The organism is Shewanella sp. SM87 (assembly GCF_025653705.1).
Classification (GTDB): domain Bacteria; phylum Pseudomonadota; class Gammaproteobacteria; order Enterobacterales; family Shewanellaceae; genus Shewanella; species Shewanella oncorhynchi.
Genome location: NZ_JAKKSC010000002.1, coordinates 262698 through 282850 on the forward strand (window position 1 = coordinate 262698; position 20153 = coordinate 282850).

The window sequence follows — 20153 nt, forward strand, 5'->3', positions numbered from 1 at the left end:
GTTTAGAGTTGACTCGGGTTAAAGGCGGCATTTGGCTCAAGAACGTAGATTAAGGCTCATAATTGCTCATAGATTGCAGCGATATAGATACAAGAAGGGCAGCCAAGTGGCTGCCCTTCATTCAGTTAGAACTAATCATAACAAGTGAATCAGAGTAAATGAGAAGCTTAAGCTTCTAACTTAGCAAACTCAGATTTTTGTTCATTGAGTTTGTCCATATCTCGCTTGAGATCGGCCATCTTGGCGCGCTCTTTGTCGATAACCTCGGCTGGAGCTTTTGCCACAAAACCTTGGTTCGACAATTTGCCTTCGATACGAGCGATCTCTTGGCCGAGCTTTTCAAGCTGTTTGTCGATACGGGCCATTTCGGCGGCGACATCGATTAAGCCTGCCATAGGGATCAGCAGCTCCATTTCGCCAATCAAACCTGTGGTCGACATAGGCGCAGTTTCGCCATCGGCTAAAATGGTCATGCTTTCTAAGCGGGCAAGCGTAGTGAAGAAGGTTTGGTTGGCTTCAACACGGGCTTTATCCTGCGCACTAACACCACGAAGTAGGGCATTTAGCGGTTTAGATGGGGCAATGTTCAGTTCGGCGCGAATGTTACGCACCGCGACGATTACTTGCTTAACCCATTCTAAATCAGCCATTGCTGCGCTATCGACTTTAGCGGCATCAAATGTTGGGAACGGTGCCAGCATGATGGTATCACCAGCGACACCAGCTAACGGTTTAACGCGCTGCCAAATGGTTTCAGTGATATACGGCATCATAGGGTGCATCAGGCGTTGCATCGCTTCGAGCACTGTCACTAAGGTGTGACGGGTGCCGCGCATTTGCGTTTCGCTGCCGTTTTGCAATACCGGTTTGGTTAACTCTAAGTACCAGTCACAGAACTGGTTCCAAGTGAACTCATACAGGGTATTGGCCGCTAAGTCGAAACGGTAGGCTGTCATGTGATCGTCAAAGGTCTTAACGGTTTGATTGAACAAGCCAATAATCCAGCGATCGGCCAACGACAGTTCCATCTCGCCGCCTTTGTGCTCTGGTGAGCCTGGGCCGCAATCTTGATCTTCTGTGTTCATCAGCACGTAGCGTGAGGCGTTCCATAACTTGTTACAGAAGCTACGGTAACCGTCTAAGCGCTTCATATCCCAGTTGATGTCACGACCCGTTGATGCCATTGCCGCAAGCGTAAAGCGCAGTGCATCAGTGCCGTGGGCTTCGATACCGTCGGCAAACTCTTTGCGAGTGCTCTTTTCAATTTTAGCGGCCAGTTGTGGCTGCATCATATTACCGGTACGTTTTTCAACGAGATCTTCAAGGCCGATACCGTCGATCATGTCTAATGGATCGAGTACGTTGCCCTTAGATTTTGACATCTTGTTACCCGCTTCATCGCGGATAAGACCGGTTACGTAGACGGTTTTGAACGGGACTTGTGGTTTACCGTCTTCATCTTTGATGAAGTGCATGGTCATCATGATCATACGGGCAACCCAGAAGAAGATGATGTCAAAACCTGTCACCAACACGTCGGTTGGGTGGAAGGTTTTTAAATCTTCTAAATTGTCAGGCCAACCTAAGGTCGAGAAAGTCCACAGGGCTGAGCTGAACCAAGTGTCCAGTACGTCTTCGTCTTGGCGTAATGTCATCGAGTCGGCGATATTGTGCTTAGCACGGACGTCGGCTTCGTTGCGGCCGACATAGACTTTGCCATTTTCGTCGTACCATGCTGGGATGCGGTGACCCCACCACAATTGACGTGAAATACACCAGTCTTGAATGTCACGCATCCACGAGAAGTACATGTTCTCGTATTGCTGTGGTACAAATTTAATGCTGCCATTTTCAACGGCTTCGATAGCCGTTTTCGCCATTGGCGCAACAGCCACATACCATTGGTCGGTCAGCATCGGCTCGATAACCACACCTGAGCGATCGCCGTAAGGCACTTTCAAGGCATGAGGTGCGATTTTTTCGAGCAGACCTAAGGTGTCAAATTCGGCGACGATAGCATCGCGGGCTTTAAAACGATCAAGTCCGGCAAAGCGTTCAGGTAAGCTGCCATCGAGCGTTTTGTTAAAGGTACCGTCAGAGTTCACCACTTCGGCGCTCACGCGAATGGCGGCATCTAAGGTCAGCACGTTGAACATTGGCAGGTTGTGACGTTTACCGACTTCATAGTCGTTAAAGTCATGGGCAGGGGTGATCTTCACACACCCTGTACCAAAGGCCATGTCGACGTAATCGTCGGCCACGATAGGAATGCGGCGGTTAACAATCGGCAACAGAATAAACTTACCGACTAGCGCTTGATAGCGTTCATCATCGGGATGCACTGCAACCGCACTGTCGCCGAGCATGGTTTCTGGACGCGTGGTAGCGACTTCTAAATAGTCTTTACCATCGGCAGTCAGTTCACCGTCGGCCAGTGGATAACGCAGATGCCACATGTGGCCCTGTTTTTCTTTGCTTTCCACTTCTAAATCAGAGATAGCCGTGTGCAGCTTTGGATCCCAGTTGACCAAACGCTTACCGCGATAAATCAACTCGTCTTCGTACAGACGTACAAACACTTCTTGTACGGCCTTAGATAAGCCTTCGTCCATAGTGAAACGCTCGCGGTCCCAATCAACAGAAGCGCCCATACGACGTAGCTGCTTAGTGATAGTGCCGCCCGATTGCGCTTTCCATTCCCACACTTTATCCATAAAGGCATCGCGACCTAGGTCATGGCGATTTTTGCCTTCTTCGGCTTCAAGCTTACGCTCAACCAACATTTGGGTGGCGATACCCGCATGGTCAGTACCGACTTGCCATAGGGTATTTTTGCCTTTCATCCGTTGGTAACGGGTCAAAGTATCCATAATGGTGTCTTGGAAGGCGTGGCCCATGTGCAAGCTGCCCGTCACGTTTGGTGGCGGGATCATGATGCAATAATTGCCTTGGGATTCATCACCGTGTGGCTTGAAGTAACCTTGCTCTTCCCAGTTTTGGTAAAGCGTTTGCTCGATGGACTGCGGATCGTATGTTTTTTCCATGGGAACGTGTCTGTCTCAAACTAATTAAGTGGATGTGTTGCTAAGTCTTGGGTCTGTAAATTGACCCCTAAGCCGCGATACTGTCGATAACGTTCGCGAGCGACCGCTTTATGCTGATCGTCATTGGCAACAAAATCGATAATGTGGCCAAAGTTTACCGCAAATGGTGGCGCTTGGTCTGCAAGATTAATCAGAACTTGGCGACTTTTGTTGGCGCCGAGGCGATCAAAACCAATTTCTACCGGCGATCCCGTCATCGGGCCTTCACCTTTGAGGTTATGGGGTACAAAGGCACTTGGCTCAAACTGCCATAAAAGTTCATCAATTGCATGGGCTTGCTGTTTATCTTGGCAATGGATATAGACCCATTGTTGCTTCACAAAAGCCTGCTGCGCCAGTTGGCATGCCAGAAGATGCATCTCGCAAAGTGCAGGGTTCGCATTCGCGGTTGCAACAGGTGAATCAGCCTTGGCTTTGGCAGGCGATGCCACTGGCGGCATAAGATAAAACAGCACTTGAGTCATGATTTCAATGCCTTGCTTCACTTGTTTTAGTGGCGAACGAGAGCAGCAGTTTACACTAAAAGTCAGTATGGGTTAATGCTTAGGGCAAACCTTACGGTGAGGTTTTATCTATCACTGTCTGGCGGGACTTAATGGGATGCTTTCAAACCGTTGGAGATGCAGAGGGTTGAGCTATAACTTTTTGAAAAATGATTCTAAAACCATTGTTTTTTTACAGTTTTTTACTCAATTTCTTATTCAGGAAATCGATTTTCTGATTAAATTAAGAAAATAAAAAAGGCGAAGATTTTCATCTTCGCCTTTCATTTATCGAGCCCTTAACAAACTAAGGCCCGATAGTTGGTTATTCGCCGAGTTCAACGCCAGCACGATTGATCAGGAACTGAGTCAATAGTGGCACTGGACGGCCCGTAGAACCTTTGTTAGCACCGCTATTCCAAGCTGTGCCTGCAACGTCTAAGTGAGCCCAGTTGTACTTTTTAGCAAAGCGAGAAAGGAAACATGCTGCTGTGATAGCTCCAGCAGGACGGCCACCTAAGTTGGTCATGTCAGCAAACGGGCTGTCGAGCATATCTTGATACTCATCCCACAATGGCATGCGCCATGCGCGGTCACCACTTTGCTCACCGGCACTTAATAGCTCGTGTGCCAGAGGGTTATGCGATGAGAACAGACCCGATGCGTGTTTACCAAGGGCAATCACACACGCGCCAGTCAGGGTTGCAGTATCGATAACCAATTCAGGATCGAAACGCTCAACATAGGTTAATACGTCACATAGGACTAGACGGCCTTCCGCATCGGTATTTAACACTTCAACGGTTTGGCCTGACATAGTGGTCAGAATGTCACCTGGACGGTAAGCATTACCCGATGGCATGTTTTCACAGCCAGCAAGAATACCCACAACGTTGATAGGTAACTTCATGTCACAGATGGCTTTCATGGTGCCGATAACACCTGCTGCGCCGCCCATGTCGTACTTCATTTCGTCCATGGCTTCGCCAGGTTTCAATGAAATACCACCCGAGTCGAAGGTTAACCCTTTACCGACTAATACTATTGGTTTTTCTGTGCTATCGACAGCGCCCTTGTATTCCATCACAGTCATGATGGATTCGTTGGCACTGGCGCGACCGACTGCAAGGTATGAGTTCATGCCCAATTTGGCCATTTGCTCTTCACCAATAGTGGTGACATGCAGAGTGTCGTGTATTTCAGCCATTTGGCGAGCTTGTGAAGCTAAATAGGCTGGATTACAGATGTTCGGTGGCATGTTGGCCACATCGCGACATAAGTGCATGCCAGCAGATACTGCCATACCATGCTCGATGGCGCGCTCACCTAAGGTTAATTCACGGCGAGTCGGGACATTGAACACTAATTTACGCAGTGGACGGCGAGTTTCACCTTTGCGAGTCTTCAGGGCATCAAAGCTATAAAGACTGCTATTAGTGGTTTCAACCGCTTGACGTACTTTCCAATACGTATCGCGTCCTTTCACGTGCAGTTCAGTTAAGAAGCAAACGGCTTCCATTGAACCCGTTTCGTTAAGGGTGTTGATTGTTTTAGTGATGATTTGCTTGTATTGGCGTTCGTCTAGTTCTCGTTCTTTGCCACAACCCACTAATAATACACGTTCACTCAATACGTTAGGAACATGGTGCAGCAATAACATCTGGCCAGGTTTACCTTCCAGATCGCCACGACGCAGTAGGTTACTGATATAACCTTCGCTAATTTTATCTAATTGCTCCGCGATACCCGACAGACGACGGGGTTCATAAACACCGACCACGATACAGGCTGAGCGTTGTTTTTCGGGGCTACCGCTCTTTACGCTAAACTCCATGAGCACTCCTAGATTCTTAAAGACAAATTTTTATATTTATTGGATAATGTCTGCTTGTCCCGAAAAGGGCCTAAGTTATTACTCCAAAGGTGATTTATTCTCGGTGCTTGAGTCACGCATTTCGTGACGTTAAGTTTACCTAGAACCCCTGAAGCTGGTCAGAAAACTATCAAAAGTAAACAGTTTACATGAAAGTTAGTCTGTTACCAGCAAAAAGATAAGTTTAGAGACCGGATCCTGCCTGTGATTGTATTTAAATACCTTATTCGAGAAGTTTTAAAGGCACAAATTGCGGTACTTTTAGTGCTGTTAACTATTTTTATTAGCCAGCATTTCGTGCGTATACTGGCCGATGCCTCCGACGGCGATTTTCCCGCCTCTTTAATCATGACTCTGATTGGGCTTAACTTGCCTTATCTGGTGATCTTAGTGCTGCCGTTAAGTTTGTTCTTGGGTATTTTACTGGCCCACGGCCGTATGTATTCCGAAAATGAAATGGTCATTCTCCACGGTGTTGGGGTCAGTGAGTGGTATGTCACCCGCGTAACGCTGATCCTCGCCGTGATCAATATGCTGTTTACTGGCTATTTATCCCTTTATGTAGCCCCTTGGGCAGAAGAACAGCAAAACCAAGTGCTCGAAAAAGCCCAGTCCGAAGCGGGTCTTGCTGCCTTAATCCAAGGGCGTTTTCAGGCGAGTCCCAATGGTCGCGCGGTATTATTTGTTGAGCGTATTGGCAAAGATAACGAGTTAGATAAAGTGTTTGTAGCCCAACTACCTGATCCTGATGATGAAACTGGCGTGACCAATGTCGTGGTGGCTAAAGGTGGACGAGTACAGGAAGATAGTTCAGGTGCTCAACAATTGAACTTGAATGACGGGGTGCGTTATCAAGGCAGCCCGAAGGCAAAGGACTACCAAATGATCGAATTTGGTGGTTATAAAATGCAAATTAAAGAGCAGCAAGTTGATGAGCGTCGCCGTAAATTATCTGCACTGCCCGTTGATGAACTCGTGAAAATTGAAGGTGCTGAAGCCGCTGCTGAATTCCACTGGCGTCTTGCTATCCCACTTGCGATTCCAATTATGACACTGATTGCTGTGCCGTTAGCACGGGTGAATGTGCGCCAAGGTAAGTTTGCTAAGATGTTCCCGGCAGTTCTTTTGTACCTTGGCTATTTTGGACTGATGGTCGCGGGACGTAAGGCATTGCAAGATGGGATTATTCCACTGTATTTAGGTATGTGGTGGATCCATGTTTCTGCGCTCTTGATGGGGTTATTCTTGCTCGGCAAAGATAGGCCTATTTTCAGTCGTATATCGTCCTTGTTTGCCAATAAGAAGGTGGCAGCATGAAGATATTAGACCTTTATATCGCCAGAATATTATTAAGCACTTCAGCGCTTTGTTTGCTGGTGTTGACTGGTTTGTCGGGCATCATCAAATGGGTTGATCAGCTGCGTTTAGTTGGCCGTGGCACCTACAGCATGATGGATGCTGGCATCTATGTTTTATTTTTAGTGCCACGGGATATTGAAATGTTTTTCCCTATGGCCGTCTTGCTAGGCGCTTTGATTGGTATGGGAATGTTGGCATCGAATTCCGAACTTGTGGTGATGCAAGCTTCTGGCATGTCACGTTTACAGATCACTATGTCGGCGATGAAAACTGCTGTGCCTTTGATGTTATTGGTGATGGTTTTAGGGGAATGGGGCGCACCGATTGCTGAGCAAAAAGCCAATGAGTTGCAAGCTGTTAAACTCTCTGGTGGGAGTTTAATTAAGTCCCATCGTGGAATTTGGGCAAAGGATGGTGATTTGTTCGTTAATATTGGTGAAGTTGAAAACATCAATAAACTCAGCAATATCACGCTTTATAAATTCAATAGCGAACTTAAGCTCACCAACGTAGTTCACGCAGACCGAGCGGTATTTTCCCAAGATCGCTGGCGTTTATTTGACGTTAAACGTACTGATTTAAGCTATGAAAAAGTCGTGCTTGAGTATCTTGAAGAAGACCAATGGCAGTCGAGTTTAACGCCAGATAAGCTCAGTGTGGTTTCGATTAAACCCGAGGCGTTATCTATACGTGGTCTGGTCGGTTATCTTGATTACCTTAAAACTAACAGTCAAGATCCCAGCCGTTATGAGCTTGCTTTATGGCGCAAGGTGATGCAACCCGTGACGGTCGCAGTGATGATGTTAGTGGCACTGTCGTTTGTATTTGGTCCGCTGCGGACTGTGACTATGGGTGCGCGCGTATTACTTGGGGTCGTAGCAGGTTTTAGCTTTTATATCAGTAATGAGATTTTTGGCCCCATGAGTATAGTGTATGAGCTACCTGCTTATGTGGGGGCTGTTGCGCCAAGCTTGTTGTTTACTGGCGTTGCCTTCTACTTTATCCGGCGATGATACGCAGCTTATTACTCCTTACTCCGGATTCCGTCAATTAAAAATAGCCCATAAAAAACGACGCTGTTGCGTCGTTTTTTGTATTTCGGATTTACTTAAGAATAAACTTATGCCCCATGCCAGTTACGCATTTGGTTGGCTTCTTTAGACAGTACGACCACCTCTGAGCGAGTCATCATATCCTGCAGTGCGCGCTTATCATCATTGATTAAAATCCATAAATTGCCAATGCCGAGCAGTGACCAAATGATGCGAGCGTAGGCAGTGATCAGGCTTAAGTTTTGGCCATTAGGATGCTGAATTTTAAGCCGCCAAGCGCGCATCCCTAAGGTTTGACCGCCCTTACTCCAGAATAATGCGTAGAAAGTGCCGACACACAAGGCAAGCCAGAGTTGATAAATTCCCTGATAAACTGGCGTGCCATTGAGTGCATCTGAGACATGTTCAAAGCCATTCATGCCAGCCAGTCCTGAAGCGGTGAGGCCGTAGAAAATCCCAAAGCCCATTGCGCCCGCAACCATATAGACGGCCACGGCTAACATCGAATCGTAAATTGCAGCGCCTAGGCGGCGGAAGAATCCTGCGCGGGGGAAGTTAGCATGTTCGGTATTGAGCATTACAGTGTCCTGTTATTGAAGTGCTTACAGCTAATACAAAAAACAATTAATACATTAGCCTAGGCTTCAGGTTCTTCATCTCTGACAAAGTGGATATTGCTAAAACCAAAGCGGGCAAACTCTACTTTCCTGAATTCTTTTTCAGCCTTAGCACCTTTACGAGATGTCATGGCGACTTGTTGTTCCATAGCCAAAAATTTGGTCAGATCTATGCCTTCGGCTTCGGCCACAGCTTCATATAAATCATGGTGTTTGTCGTAGCTAAAGGCGATAGTTTTCGTCTTACCTTTGAAGGTATAAGTGACTTGACGGGCCATGGGAGTTCTCCTGAAATAAGTCTGAAATTAATTAAATTCACTTCTAAAAATAAAATACACAGCACCTAAGATGCACAGTCCTGCCCACAGATAATCGAGCTTCAATGGTTCTTTCATATAGAAATAGGCAAAGGGGACAAACAAACTTAAGGTGATGACTTCTTGTAATATTTTTAACTGGCCGACATTCATTACTGTGTAGCCGATACGGTTAGCTGGCACTTGCAGCAAGTATTCAAATAGGGCGATACCCCAGCTCACTAAGGCCGCAATAATCCAAGGTTTTGAGCCTAGCGTTTTCAAATGCCCGTACCAAGCAAAGGTCATAAAAATATTACTTAAGCAAAGTAAACCGATAGTGGTTAGGGTTGGATTCATTTTTCATCTCTATGATTAAATTTATAAATCATATACATAGCATCGTCAGTATAGCTGCCAAGACATTTATCGATTGCTTTAGGTTTAAAACCCATTTTAAGCCAATAGCTGTCGGCACCTTGTACGGCTACGAGGGATAAGGAATTGAGATTATAGCGATCCGCCAATAGTGTTAGGCGGGTCAGCGCCTTAGCGCCAGCGCCTAAACCTTGGGCTTTAGCCGAAATCGCAATATCGTGTAGGTATAAGGTATCAGCCTTGGGTAAATGGGTGATGGGCTGATATAGTGCTGGCGGCATATTGGCGGTCCATGGGTGGGCCAAGCAATAACCGACAACCGACTTATCTACTTCGAACACAAAACAGGACTGAGGTGATACCTGCCATTTACTTTGCAGGACGTGCAGTGGCTCAGGATCCAGTTGTGAGTAACACTCGTCTTGGATCGCTAAAATGGCATCCCAATCCTCTGGGGTGATTGCACGCAGTAACATGGCCGACATTTATCCTGTTTCAAGAGTTCTGTTGAAGGAACTCCGTGGAAAGAGTCCTGATTCAAATAAGCTCGGCATTATAACCTCAAGCAGCGTTAAAATGCAGGCTCCAGCGGCAATATAAAGCGCTTTAAAACCCGTATAAACTGAGCTTTCAGCGCTTGTATACCCAAACAACCTGAAGATACAGGATTCAGCGGGAATTTAACGCACTTTAGGCAAGGCGGTTATTTGCAGACCTAGCGGGCTAAGTAAAAAATAACCAACACAGCATAAAGTGCGTTAAAACCCGCCGGGACGGAGCGCCTAGGGCACTCCACTTCCGTGTTGCATCAATTCAAAAGGTGGCCGACATTCTGTCATTGATGCGCCTTGAATTGATGCACCCTAGGCGCTCTGAAACTCGACTCTTCAGGTAGCTTGGGTATAAGCATTAGCAGCGGTTAAATACCCAGATATCGTTGGCGCAGGTGACGCTCAAGATATTGACCATTTAGGGTTTCGCCCGTTGCTTGGCGTATCAGTTCATCGGTTGTGAGCAAAGATCCCTTAGACCAAATGTGTTCACTCAACCATTGGAATACAGAGTTCAACTTGCCTGCATCGATCAGGGTTTCAATTGGCCCTAAGGCTTTTTCCATCGCAAAACGACATTGGGCGGCATACATGGCGCCTAAGGTGTAACTTGGGAAATACCCTAGTTCACCAACGGCCCAATGAATATCCTGCATGCAACCGTCTCGGTAGTTGCCATCGGTATTAATCCCCAGTAGTTGTTGCATCTGCGTCGACCAAAAATCAGGCAAATCCTCTACGGTTAAGCTGCCGTCGATAAAGGCTTTTTCTGCCTCAAAGCGCAGTAAAATGTGGCAAGGATAGGTGACTTCATCTGCATCTACACGGATAAGTCCGGGCGCTACGCGGGTGTAATGCTGTGCTAATTCTTGGGCGCTAAAATGACAATGAAGATGTTGCGCAATTTTAGGCTGCAATTGTCGTAAAAATGCCGGATTTGCCCCGAGTTGCATTTCGCAGAATAGACTCTGGCTCTCGTGGATACCCATAGAACGCGCCAGTCCTGCAGGTTGTCCACGCCACGCTTTAGGTAAACCTTGCTCGTATCTGGCATGGCCTGTTTCATGAACTATGCCCATGATAGCACTGCTAAAATCAGCCTCATTGTAGCGGGTCGTTATCCGCACATCGCTTGGCACGCCGCCACAAAATGGATGACTGCTGATATCCAGCCTGCCGTGGCTAAAGTCAAACCCTAGAAAATCCATTACGTCTCGGCCAAGGGCTTGCTGCGCGCTAACATCGAAGGGACCATTTAGCGTTAACTTAGGCTCGTTTGCCTGTTTAGCTAGCACTTCTTGGATAAGTGTCGGTAGCCAATCTTTCAGTCCGCCAAAGGTTTGCTCCAGCTTTGGCGAGGTCATTCCCGGTTCAAATTTATTGAGCAGGGCATCATAGGGGGAAATATTCTGGGCTTCGCCGCGGATCTGCGCTTCTTCCTTAGCAAGTGCAATTACTGCTTTAAGGTTTGGTTTAAAGCCTTGCCAGTCATTATTTTTACGTTGTTCACGCCACGCATTTTCACATTGATAGGCCATTTTAGTTTTGGCTTGCACGAGATCGCCGGGCACTAAATTTGCCTGTTGATATTGGTACTGCATTTCCCGCAGGTTAGCTTGTTGTTCCGTTGTGAGAGATTCGTCCGTCGCGCTGTGTAAGTGTTCGGCTAAGACGGTTGAGGTTTTGAGTGTGTGGATATGTCGCGCCAGTTCAGCCATTGCATCGCCGCGATCGCTATTACCGCCCATAGGCATCATGGCTGCTTGATCCCAGTCACCTAGAGCGCTGAAATGTTCAAAGTGAGAAATTTTTTGAAAATGTGCTGTCAGTTTATCGTAACTTGGTGTTGGTACTTTGCTCTTGGGTGAGTCCATGGAATTTCCCTTCTGGCGCATCAAATTCTGCGCGAATAAATAACAATAACAGGATGATAATACAATGACGTCAACAGTATACTCAAACAACCTGAAGATGCAGGACTCAGTGGGCTGATATTAACGCTATAGTAACGCACTTGAGGCAAGGCCATTTATTGCTCCTGAAGAAATGGCATCCACGCCATATATGGCGATTACGGCTATTTGCAGCGCTAGCGGGGTAAGTTAAAAAGAGAGTTGTAGTGTTAAAGTGGTTTTCGATAGGGTACTCGTAGCGAAGATGGCCACGCGATTTTGGCGCAGCAGAGTGATAGTCAAAATCTATTTTAGGGACAATTTTTAGTTTGGAAATTGTGCTTGCCTTGCTATTCTGTTGTGGTTAAGTCGATAATTACAGTGAAATAAATGGAATGCTGTATTGTTCAAGGAGATGACTATGTGGGCGTTTTTAGTTGAACAGCCTAATTTACCTTACACCATAGCTTTTGCCTGCGTACTGGCCCTTGGTGTGTTTGAAGTCTTCGCATTATTCATAGGTTTAAGCATGTTAAGTGCGTTAGACCAATGGGTACCTGCTGATGTGGAATATGATGCTGATGTGGGCGCGGGTGGACTCACGGGCATTGCCGGTTGGCTGTGCCTAAATAGACTCCCATTACTTATTTGGTTTGTGCTTGCGCTGACCAGTTTTGCGATTGCGGGTTATATCGTCAATTTTATCAGTGTTAGTCTTGCCGGTTTTTTACTGCCGCAACTGTTCACTTTACCCATTGCTATTGTCGCCAGTGCATTTTCTTGCCGTTATTTTGGCCGAGTGCTTGCTGATCATTTGCCTAAAAATGAATCGAGTGCGATCTCGCTAGATGATCTTAGCGGCTATGTCGGCACTATCACCTTAGGTTGCGCAATTAAAGGCATGCCCTCTGAAGCTGTCGTTCGCGATAAACATCAACAAAAACATTACGTTTTAGTCGAGCCCGAAACTTCGGATATCGAGTTTGCCTCAGGCACTCAAGTCGTGCTGCTTAAGCGAGAAGGCCGAGTCTGGTCTGCTACGCGTTTTGATAATTAATCTTCCCAAGCCATAAATCAATTGAAAGGAAATCAAATGGATGTGTTAACAAACGTAGGTTCATCCGGTAGTTTTATTTTGCTCGTTGCGGGTATGGTGCTACTCGGCCTGATTGTGATCGGGTTAATTTTCGCCAAGCTATATAAACGTGCAACCAAAGAAATGGCCTTTGTGCGTACCGGCTTTGGTGGTGAGAAAATCATTAAAGATGGCGGCGCTATTGTGTTGCCTGTATTACATGAAACCATCTCGGTAAACATGAACACTCTGCGTATCGAAGTGGAGAAAACCCAGAAAGATGCGCTAATCACTAAGGACAGAATGCGTGTCGATGTGAAGGCCGATTTCTACTTGCGTGTAGCCCCACATTCCGATGGTATTTCAATGGCAGCGCAAACCTTAGGCACGCGTACAAACCGTGTTGAAGAGCTTAAAAAGTTGATGGAGTCTAAGTTTGTCGACGTGCTGCGTGCCGTGGCAGCCGAAATGACCATGACAGAGATGCATGAGCAGCGTGCCGATTTTGTGCAACGGGTGCAAAATAACGTCGCCAACGATCTGGAGAAAAACGGTCTCGAACTCGAATCGGTTTCATTAACGGGTTTCGATCAAACTGATTTGCAGTTTTTTAATGAAAACAACGCATTTGACGCCGAAGGTCGCGCGCGTCTGGCGAAGATTATCGAAGAGAAGCGCAAGGAAACCAACGATATTCAGCAGGAAAACCGCATTAAGATCGAGCAGCGTAACCTCGAAGCTGAAAAGGAATCCTTAGAGATTGAAAAGTCGGAAGAAGAAGCGCGCCTGATCCAGCAACAGTCGTTAGAATTTAAACGCGCCGATCAAAAAGCGGAGATTATTAAGCAGAAAGAAAACAAGGCTCGTGAAGAACGCGAAGCCGAGATTGCTAAAGAGCGCGCCATCGAAACCGCTGAAATCGAAAAGACCAAAGATATCGAAACCCGTGAGATTGAAAAGTATAAGTCGATTGAGCAATCGCGCATTCAACAGCAAAGGGATATCGAAGTTTCTGAGCAGGAAAAACGCATTGCGGTTGCGGCCAAATCTGAAGAAGAATCAGCTGCCCGTGCCCGTGCAGCTGAAGCCGAAAAACTGAAAGTTGAAAAAGAAGAAGCGGTAATCACAGCGCGCCAAGTGGCAGAAGCTAATCGTCGCAAAGAGATTGAAGTGATTGATGCCCGTAAGGAAGCTGAGCGTGATGCAGTAGGCGTAACAGTGCAGGCCGAAGCTGAGAAACGTGCAGCTGAAGACAGATCGAGTGCGATTCTGATTGAAGCGCGCGCCAGTGCCGATGCGAAAAAACTGCAGGCCGAAGCGGATGAAAAAGTGTATGCCGTTGAAGCTGCAGGTAAACAAGCACTTTATGAAGCAGAAAACGTTTTAAGTGATGAGCAGATCGCCCTGCAAAAATCCCTCGCCATTTTGAAGGCCTTGCCTGAAATTGTGGCCCAAGCCGTTAAGCCGTTAGAAAACATCGAAGGTATTAAGATTCTTCAAGGTTATGGTGCAGGTCATCAATTTGCTGCGGGTGGCGAAGGTGCTCACCATCAAGGTGGCATCGCAGAGCAAGTGACCAGTGCAGCGTTAAACTATCGCGCCAATGCGCCTGTTATCGATGCCATGCTCAGGGAGTTAGGGTTAGTGAATGGCGACTCTGGAACTTTGAATGATTTATTGAACGGCAATAACACCTTAACCGCCGAAGCCTTAAGTGGTGTGACCTTGTCGAACTCTAGACCTAAGGACTATAGCCAAACGCAGGTAGTAGAGAGCCAAAGTGTGCTCAAGCCTTAATCTCAACGACATTAAACTAAGTCAAATCAAGTAAAGCACTCGCCGTTGCTCTTTTGAGCCTTGTGCGGACAAAAGATTGATAAATAGGACGAATGAAATAAAACCGCTCACCATTATGGTGAGCGGTTTTTTTTGGCATTAAATCAAATCTAACGGCTTATTTGTGTACCTTGTCGACCCCCGATGAGCGACCTTCGGCATGACAGGTTGCGCATGACTCCTGTCCTGATTGGTAAATTCGACCACCGCTGGCATCACTTTGGTAAACTCCGCCAAAGCTGCGTGCATGGACGACTAAACTATCGATAAGCGTGTGACAAGCCGTGCAGGTTGCTAAGGTCGGTGAGTACTCGGCAATTTGCCCTATGTTGGCTGCATCGGGTGTCGCAACTAACAGGGATTGTTGTGCACTTAGCCCCTCGAGACTGAGCTGTCCTGCGCTATGGCAAACACTACAGTTATTTTTTGCATTAGGGTAAGTGAGTTCGGGACGTGGATTATCAAAACCCACTACAGTGCGGGTTCCCGCATGCAGTGAATGCACCATTTCCCTGTAGCTCAAAGTATTGTTGATGGTGCGATAGGGCTTGATTTGGCTGGCCCCAGGAGTATGCATCACATTGGCATTGAGATACATAATTGCATCATTACTGTGGCAACTTTGACATTGCCCATCGGTCAGTGCGGTTGCTGTTTGCGGTGCATGACAGGTGCCACAGCTGCTATTGGGGTCAAAAATTCCTTTCATTTGATGCGCCGACAGAACTCTATCTTCTAATCCTTGATCATGACATTGGCGACAGGCCTGTTCATCGACCTTAGCTTTTGCCGTAATAGCTTGACCTTGCAGGCTTAGCGAATTAATGGCACTGAGACTCACCTCTTGATTTGCGATATTACAGTTAACGGCAAAGCCGGTATTTTTATCGGCACAGAGCACCAGTTTACTGTAGAGTTTTGACTGACTCAGATCGCCAAAATCGGCAGCCGACAGGTTAGATATAGTGACTGTTAGCTGATTGGGCGCGGTAATTTTTAAGGCGACGTCGCTCGTGTTTGCTAATAAATCCCACACTTTACGCTGGCCGTTATTGATTGGCATGTTCGCGCTATTTGTTTCACCTGTGGCAATCAACCAGAAGGATTTTATCATAGGTTGACTGGCGGGCAGTTGCTCCATTTGCTGCACTTGCAATGTCACCGCAAGGGTCTTAGCTTCAACGCTTAGCTGCGAACTCAGTAACTTAACTTGGTAATCGCTCACCAGCTTAGTGGCTGTTTTCATGGCGGCATTGTGGAAAAGCCCGACACCTTCAGGATTAGTGCTATCAGGGTGGCAGCCGCTACAGCCCAGTGCCCATGGGTTGGCAAAAATTTCCCTGTTGTGGAATAAACCCGCTACAGTACCATTCCAATCTGCGGGGATTTGCGCTTTGTGACAGTCAAGACACGCGGTTTTACTGGGGATATTACTATTGCCACTTTGCGCCGTTGCGCCGGGAATATGGCATTGCTGACATTGGGTCATATCACCGGGAAAGGTCACATTGGCGTAGTCATATAGCTGTCCCTTGTAACCTACAATTTGATATTTGGCTTGGTGGATCTGGTGTGTCAATGTCGCCATATCAAGGCTATTACCCGTTTCAGGATCGCCAGAGTAAGTCGTGTGACAGACAACGCAGCCCTCAAAGGCAAAACGTTTATTGCCGTGCATCAAAAGGCGAGTATCGGTATTGGCTAAGTCTGAGTTATGACAACGAAAACAGGCTTGTTCCGGCGCGATCACTTTACGGCTCATATCCGCCGCGACTGTCTGTCCTGTGGCGGGCACAAAATCGTACACGCTGTTGATCAACTGAGTGTCGATTGGGCTATTTGCGAACGGTTTTAACTCTAGGTAAATCCTGTGGGTGAGCTCAGGCGAGTACTGGGTATCTATCCCCGTAAATTGGGAGTAACCCGTGAGTGGTTTACTCAAAGTGTAACGGTATTGGCCCGCGCCTAAGGAGGTTAGACACGCCGTTTTACAGTTGCTTTCAATGCCTGCTTGCCACTGAGTCTGTGCATTCGCTTGGGCATTTGTGGCAGGTTCTACTTGATTATTGATGTAACTGGTCCATTGCAACGCAGCATCTGTCGCGCTTGCTGCAGAGTTAGTGACTTCTGTGCCAGTTGTTGCCATAGCATTCGCCGCGGCTTGGGTGATTTGATAGTGCTCCTGCGGCGGTGCTAATTTGGCAATACCGACACCTAAGGTATCTAGCTCCTTCAGGTTTTCTAGCCCTGTGACCGCAATACCATTGGCATTGCTGAGGAAGAAATCGACCTGTACATGGGTTTGCGCATCGATAACCACATTTTCTATTGTCGCTTTGAGTGTATCCGCTTGTTCAATGCTGATACTCACAATCCCTGGTGGACCTTCTTTCCCATCGTCACCATCGGAACAGGCTGTCATCAGACAGACTGCGACTGCCATTGGCGTAAAGATTTTCCATTGAGAACGGGTATTCGTTTTCATCATTTTCCATTCCTTTTTAATTAGATTCTGTCGGGACTCTAATCGGAATGTATGCGGTATAGATATTAACTTAGTTATGAGTCGAGTTGCACTTAATTAACCAAATTTAAAAGTTATTTGTTAATTATATTAAGGTAATTTGATGTGAGGCATTATTTGAATTTGCTAGATGTTGAATTGTTAATTCTTGAAAACGTTACTCTGACGCATGTCGTGTAACTTGATCTAATAATGCCCCAATATGGGTAATTGTGACGCAGGTTAAAAATCAAAGACATAATTACTTTAGCATAAATTGTCGGGAATCAAAGTGTATGCATATTTTAATTATATTGCTTTGACTAATAAAGGATCAAATATGATTACCAGAAGAGGAATGCTTAAAGGCGGTATGGGCGTTGCTGTCGGTACAGTTTATAGCGGAACATTAATAAGTTTTCTGACCGGTTGTGGCAGTGACAGTAATAGCCAAGAGATAGTAGAGGTCATGCCTGGTGGACTCATGGTGGTGAACCCTACGGTTTGTGTTAGCTGTAGACGCTGTGAAATTGCCTGTGGTTGGAACCATGAAGGGGATAGCAGTCCGACACTTGCCCGCGTCAAAGTAGAAAGAAATATGAACTATGGCCCACATGGTGTGCAATTTGACTATGAAATACAACGAGGAGAATGCGGCGATAAAACCGTTGTTCCTTCTACTTGTCGCCACTGCGAAGTTTGCACTGAAGTTTGTCCACAGCAAGCTATTTCAACGAATGAACAGACTGGCGCCAAAGTGATTGATGAAGAACGTTGTGTCGGATGTGGTTATTGTGCAGATAAGTGTCCTCAGCAAGTCATTAAAGTTGTTCGCAGTAAAATGAAAGCCGTCAAATGTGATTTATGTAACGGTAAACCTGCCTGCGCGCAAGTTTGTCCTACAGGTGCAATTAAATTTTATAACTGGGAAGAGGCTGAAGCTGCATTAGAACAATACGAAAAATATACCGGCTTAGTTTCTTAAATTCAGGAGAAATAATATGAGTGATAAAATAGGTGGTTGGGCGGGTAAAGTCCTCAGAATTAATTTAACAACTAATCATATATGGTATGAGCCAATCAATAAATATTATGACTATATCGGTGGTATGGGGATTGGTTATAAAATATTGTGGGATGATCATAAGGATAATATTACAGCAATCGACCCAGATAATATTATTGTCTTTTCTGCCGGACCATTAACGGGTTCAGGCGTTATTTGTACTGGACGAACAACCATTACTTCCCGTAGTCCCGTAATTGAAAAACATCTGATTGCCGATGGTCACTTTGGTGGGCATTTTTCACCCGCAATGAAATTTGCGGGGTTCGATGCGATTGCAATAGAAGGCAAAGCGAGCAGTCCTGTGTGGCTTAAAATTGTGGATGATAAGGTCACGATTGAACCTGCTGACGCCCTATGGGGTAAAGGTATATTTGATACCCACGCTATGATCGCGCAAATGATGGGACCCAATGCACAAGTCGCTGCGATTGGCCAAGCGGGTGAAAACCAAGTGCCTCTTTCTGTCATTATGACTCAGGGCGGGCATTCAGCAGGTGGTCATGGCTCGGTAATGGGGTCCAAAAATTGTAAAGGGATCGGCATTATCGGCACTGGCGCCGTTAAAATCGCCGCCAATAATGAAAAGATGCGTGCCTTAGATGACCATATTTTAGGTATTATCGGTGCCAATAATAATGGTGTCGTTCCTTCAACGCCGCAATCTTGGGCTGAGTACTCAGCACCCATCAGCCGCTGGAAATCTCGGCCCGGTTTGAAGTGGGGCGCTGCCGATCAAGAAATTGATTTAGGCGAAGTGCCATGGAATGAACGCAATCGTATTGGGTTTCGAACTTCAATGGCAGAAAGCTACATAGGTGTGGAATATGCCAATAAGTGGATGAAGCGTACGGGAGGCTGTCATTCATGCCCAATACGTTGCTTCTGCGAGCTAAAAGTCCCTGAATTGAAAAGCAAATACGGTCGTAAAACCGAACATATATCTAACGTCTGTATGGGATTCCTCGTACCACAGTATTTAATGGGCACCAAAAATGGTACAGAAGCACATGCGATGGCGGGCGCTTTAGGGGCTCATATTCTCGATGACTATGGTATTTGGTGTAACTATGGCTCCATTTCTCATCTATTTAAATTCCTAAAAACAAAGGATATGTTTAAGCATTTATTACCTGAAGATGAATTTAACAGTATTCCTTGGGCGCTCTGGGATAACCAAGATCCTGCTTTCTTACTTGATTTTTATCGCCGAGTGGCGTTTAAAGAAGGTGAAATCTCCCATATGGCCGACGGCTTATATGATTTGATCAAGCGTTGGGGGTTAGATGGAACCAATCCCAAGTTAGGTAATTGGGATATTCATAAAGAAAGTGCCACTAAGGTATTCAACAAGAAAACCAATGCTGCCGTGCACCATGCTAGTGAAACCGCGGGTCAGGTGGGTACGTTAATCAACGTCGTCTTTAACCGTGATGCTCAGTGCCATTCCCACATCAACATAGTTAACAGTGGTTTGCCACACGATATGACAGTGGCGATTGCCGAGAAAAAATGGGGTGAAGGTGCATTCGATAAGGTGAATTGGTATACCCCAATCAATGCGGCTAAGATCCGTTTTGCAAAATGGTCGCTGGTGAAAAACGTATTACATGACTCTCTGACACTGTGTAATTGGATGTTCCCATTGTTGGCATCACCGGATAAAAATCGTAACTATGAAGGCGATAGCACCATTGAATCGCAGATGTTCAGTTTAGTGACTGGGATTGAAACCACAGAAACGGAATTGGACTTTAAGGCGGAAAGAGTGCTGCATTTACACCGTGCCTTAACCGTATTGCAAATGAATGAAAGCAATATGCGCGAAGAGCATGATGTGCTCAGTGACTGGGTTTATGATTTGAATCCAGATAAAAACTTCGGTCAAGAGGGCACCATCAAGATGGACCGCGCTGACATGCAAACGGCGCTGGACATGTTCTATGAAGCCTTTGGTTGGGATATTCAAACCGGTGCGCCAACTCGGGCCACGCTCGACAAGTTTAGCCTAGGTTTTGTTGCCGATAGATTGGCGGCGCGAGGCCTGTTACCCAGTTGAACTCTATAGT

At 46.3% G+C, this 20153-nt stretch carries 15 protein-coding genes; 6 read left to right on the forward strand and 9 right to left on the reverse strand.

Going from position 1 to position 20153, the window contains the following annotated elements; genetic code table 11:
- Window positions 1-167: 167 nt before the first annotated feature.
- The 3 genes from L5M11_RS02790 to pepA all read right to left on the reverse strand — a co-directional run bounded on the left by L5M11_RS02790 (window position 168) and on the right by pepA (window position 5420).
- Window positions 168-3044, reverse strand: coding sequence for a valine--tRNA ligase (locus L5M11_RS02790; RefSeq protein WP_263181232.1), 2877 nt, complete (start codon window positions 3042-3044; stop codon window positions 168-170).
- Between the two features lie 20 nt (window positions 3045-3064).
- Window positions 3065-3568: a DNA polymerase III subunit chi gene (locus tag L5M11_RS02795; RefSeq protein ID WP_105251817.1), complete on the reverse strand. Its 504-nt coding sequence runs from the start codon at window positions 3566-3568 to the stop codon at window positions 3065-3067.
- A gap of 343 nt (window positions 3569-3911) precedes the next feature.
- On the reverse strand, window positions 3912-5420 hold the full coding sequence (gene pepA, locus L5M11_RS02800; protein WP_006082597.1) for a leucyl aminopeptidase: 1509 nt from the start codon (window positions 5418-5420) through the stop codon (window positions 3912-3914).
- A 243-nt stretch (window positions 5421-5663) separates the two neighbouring features.
- Between pepA and lptF the strand changes: the two genes are divergently transcribed.
- The gene (lptF, locus tag L5M11_RS02805) at window positions 5664-6776 is read left to right on the forward strand and encodes an LPS export ABC transporter permease LptF (RefSeq protein ID WP_113939369.1); all 1113 of its coding nucleotides are present in this window, start codon (window positions 5664-5666) and stop codon (window positions 6774-6776) included.
- Window positions 6773-7831 (forward strand): LPS export ABC transporter permease LptG, encoded by a 1059-nt coding sequence (lptG, locus tag L5M11_RS02810; RefSeq protein WP_105251819.1) that lies wholly within the window; start codon window positions 6773-6775, stop codon window positions 7829-7831. Before lptF ends, lptG begins: the two co-directional genes overlap by 4 nt.
- Window positions 7832-7938: 107 nt before the next feature.
- Here lptG and L5M11_RS02815 read toward each other — a convergent pair whose 3' ends face one another.
- From L5M11_RS02815 to L5M11_RS02835, 5 genes are all read right to left on the reverse strand, one after another.
- Entirely contained in the window at window positions 7939-8448 is a 510-nt protein-coding gene (locus L5M11_RS02815; RefSeq protein ID WP_131523600.1) for an RDD family protein, read from the reverse strand.
- A gap of 59 nt (window positions 8449-8507) precedes the next feature.
- Window positions 8508-8765 carry a DUF2960 domain-containing protein gene (locus L5M11_RS02820; protein WP_006082593.1) on the reverse strand — a complete coding sequence of 86 codons (258 nt, stop codon included), beginning with the start codon at window positions 8763-8765 and terminating at the stop codon, window positions 8508-8510.
- A 27-nt stretch (window positions 8766-8792) separates the two neighbouring features.
- Window positions 8793-9143 carry a DMT family protein gene (locus L5M11_RS02825; RefSeq protein WP_006082592.1) on the reverse strand — a complete coding sequence of 117 codons (351 nt, stop codon included), beginning with the start codon at window positions 9141-9143 and terminating at the stop codon, window positions 8793-8795.
- Window positions 9140-9637: a GNAT family N-acetyltransferase gene (locus L5M11_RS02830; protein ID WP_113939489.1), complete on the reverse strand. Its 498-nt coding sequence runs from the start codon at window positions 9635-9637 to the stop codon at window positions 9140-9142. Before L5M11_RS02830 ends, L5M11_RS02825 begins: the two co-directional genes overlap by 4 nt.
- A 443-nt stretch (window positions 9638-10080) precedes the next feature.
- A complete protein-coding gene (locus L5M11_RS02835; protein ID WP_263191272.1) occupies window positions 10081-11586 on the reverse strand; it encodes a carboxypeptidase M32 in 1506 nt (501 codons plus the stop codon).
- Between the two features lie 439 nt (window positions 11587-12025).
- Between L5M11_RS02835 and L5M11_RS02840 the strand changes: the two genes are divergently transcribed.
- Window positions 12026-12661 (forward strand): YqiJ family protein, encoded by a 636-nt coding sequence (locus L5M11_RS02840; protein WP_028761348.1) that lies wholly within the window; start codon window positions 12026-12028, stop codon window positions 12659-12661.
- A gap of 36 nt (window positions 12662-12697) precedes the next feature.
- Window positions 12698-14476: a flotillin family protein gene (locus L5M11_RS02845; RefSeq protein WP_028761347.1), complete on the forward strand. Its 1779-nt coding sequence runs from the start codon at window positions 12698-12700 to the stop codon at window positions 14474-14476.
- A gap of 157 nt (window positions 14477-14633) precedes the next feature.
- On the opposite strand, the gene L5M11_RS02850 is transcribed toward L5M11_RS02845, so the two are convergent.
- Window positions 14634-17003, reverse strand: a complete 2370-nt coding sequence (locus L5M11_RS02850) for an OmcA/MtrC family decaheme c-type cytochrome (protein WP_263191273.1) — start codon at window positions 17001-17003, stop codon at window positions 14634-14636.
- 355 nt (window positions 17004-17358) lie between these two features.
- On the opposite strand from L5M11_RS02850, the gene L5M11_RS02855 reads away from it, so the two are divergent.
- Both L5M11_RS02855 and L5M11_RS02860 read left to right on the forward strand, forming a co-directional pair.
- On the forward strand, window positions 17359-18003 hold the full coding sequence (locus L5M11_RS02855; protein WP_105251824.1) for a 4Fe-4S dicluster domain-containing protein: 645 nt from the start codon (window positions 17359-17361) through the stop codon (window positions 18001-18003).
- A gap of 16 nt (window positions 18004-18019) precedes the next feature.
- Window positions 18020-20143 carry an aldehyde ferredoxin oxidoreductase gene (locus L5M11_RS02860; RefSeq protein WP_263191274.1) on the forward strand — a complete coding sequence of 708 codons (2124 nt, stop codon included), beginning with the start codon at window positions 18020-18022 and terminating at the stop codon, window positions 20141-20143.
- The last annotated feature ends 10 nt before the right edge of the window (window positions 20144-20153 follow it).

Coding starts and splice junctions, on each gene's coding strand:
- L5M11_RS02790 (WP_263181232.1), bottom strand. CDS start 3,044: ATGGAAAAAACATACGATCCGCAGTCCATCGAGCAAACGCTTTACCAA.
- L5M11_RS02795 (WP_105251817.1), bottom strand. CDS start 3,568: ATGACTCAAGTGCTGTTTTATCTTATGCCGCCAGTGGCATCGCCTGCC.
- pepA (WP_006082597.1), bottom strand. CDS start 5,420: ATGGAGTTTAGCGTAAAGAGCGGTAGCCCCGAAAAACAACGCTCAGCC.
- lptG (WP_105251819.1), top strand. CDS start 6,773: ATGAAGATATTAGACCTTTATATCGCCAGAATATTATTAAGCACTTCA.
- L5M11_RS02815 (WP_131523600.1), bottom strand. CDS start 8,448: ATGCTCAATACCGAACATGCTAACTTCCCCCGCGCAGGATTCTTCCGC.
- L5M11_RS02820 (WP_006082593.1), bottom strand. CDS start 8,765: ATGGCCCGTCAAGTCACTTATACCTTCAAAGGTAAGACGAAAACTATC.
- L5M11_RS02825 (WP_006082592.1), bottom strand. CDS start 9,143: ATGAATCCAACCCTAACCACTATCGGTTTACTTTGCTTAAGTAATATT.
- L5M11_RS02830 (WP_113939489.1), bottom strand. CDS start 9,637: ATGTTACTGCGTGCAATCACCCCAGAGGATTGGGATGCCATTTTAGCG.
- L5M11_RS02835 (WP_263191272.1), bottom strand. CDS start 11,586: ATGGACTCACCCAAGAGCAAAGTACCAACACCAAGTTACGATAAACTG.
- L5M11_RS02840 (WP_028761348.1), top strand. CDS start 12,026: ATGTGGGCGTTTTTAGTTGAACAGCCTAATTTACCTTACACCATAGCT.
- L5M11_RS02845 (WP_028761347.1), top strand. CDS start 12,698: ATGGATGTGTTAACAAACGTAGGTTCATCCGGTAGTTTTATTTTGCTC.
- L5M11_RS02850 (WP_263191273.1), bottom strand. CDS start 17,003: ATGATGAAAACGAATACCCGTTCTCAATGGAAAATCTTTACGCCAATG.
- L5M11_RS02855 (WP_105251824.1), top strand. CDS start 17,359: ATGATTACCAGAAGAGGAATGCTTAAAGGCGGTATGGGCGTTGCTGTC.
- L5M11_RS02860 (WP_263191274.1), top strand. CDS start 18,020: ATGAGTGATAAAATAGGTGGTTGGGCGGGTAAAGTCCTCAGAATTAAT.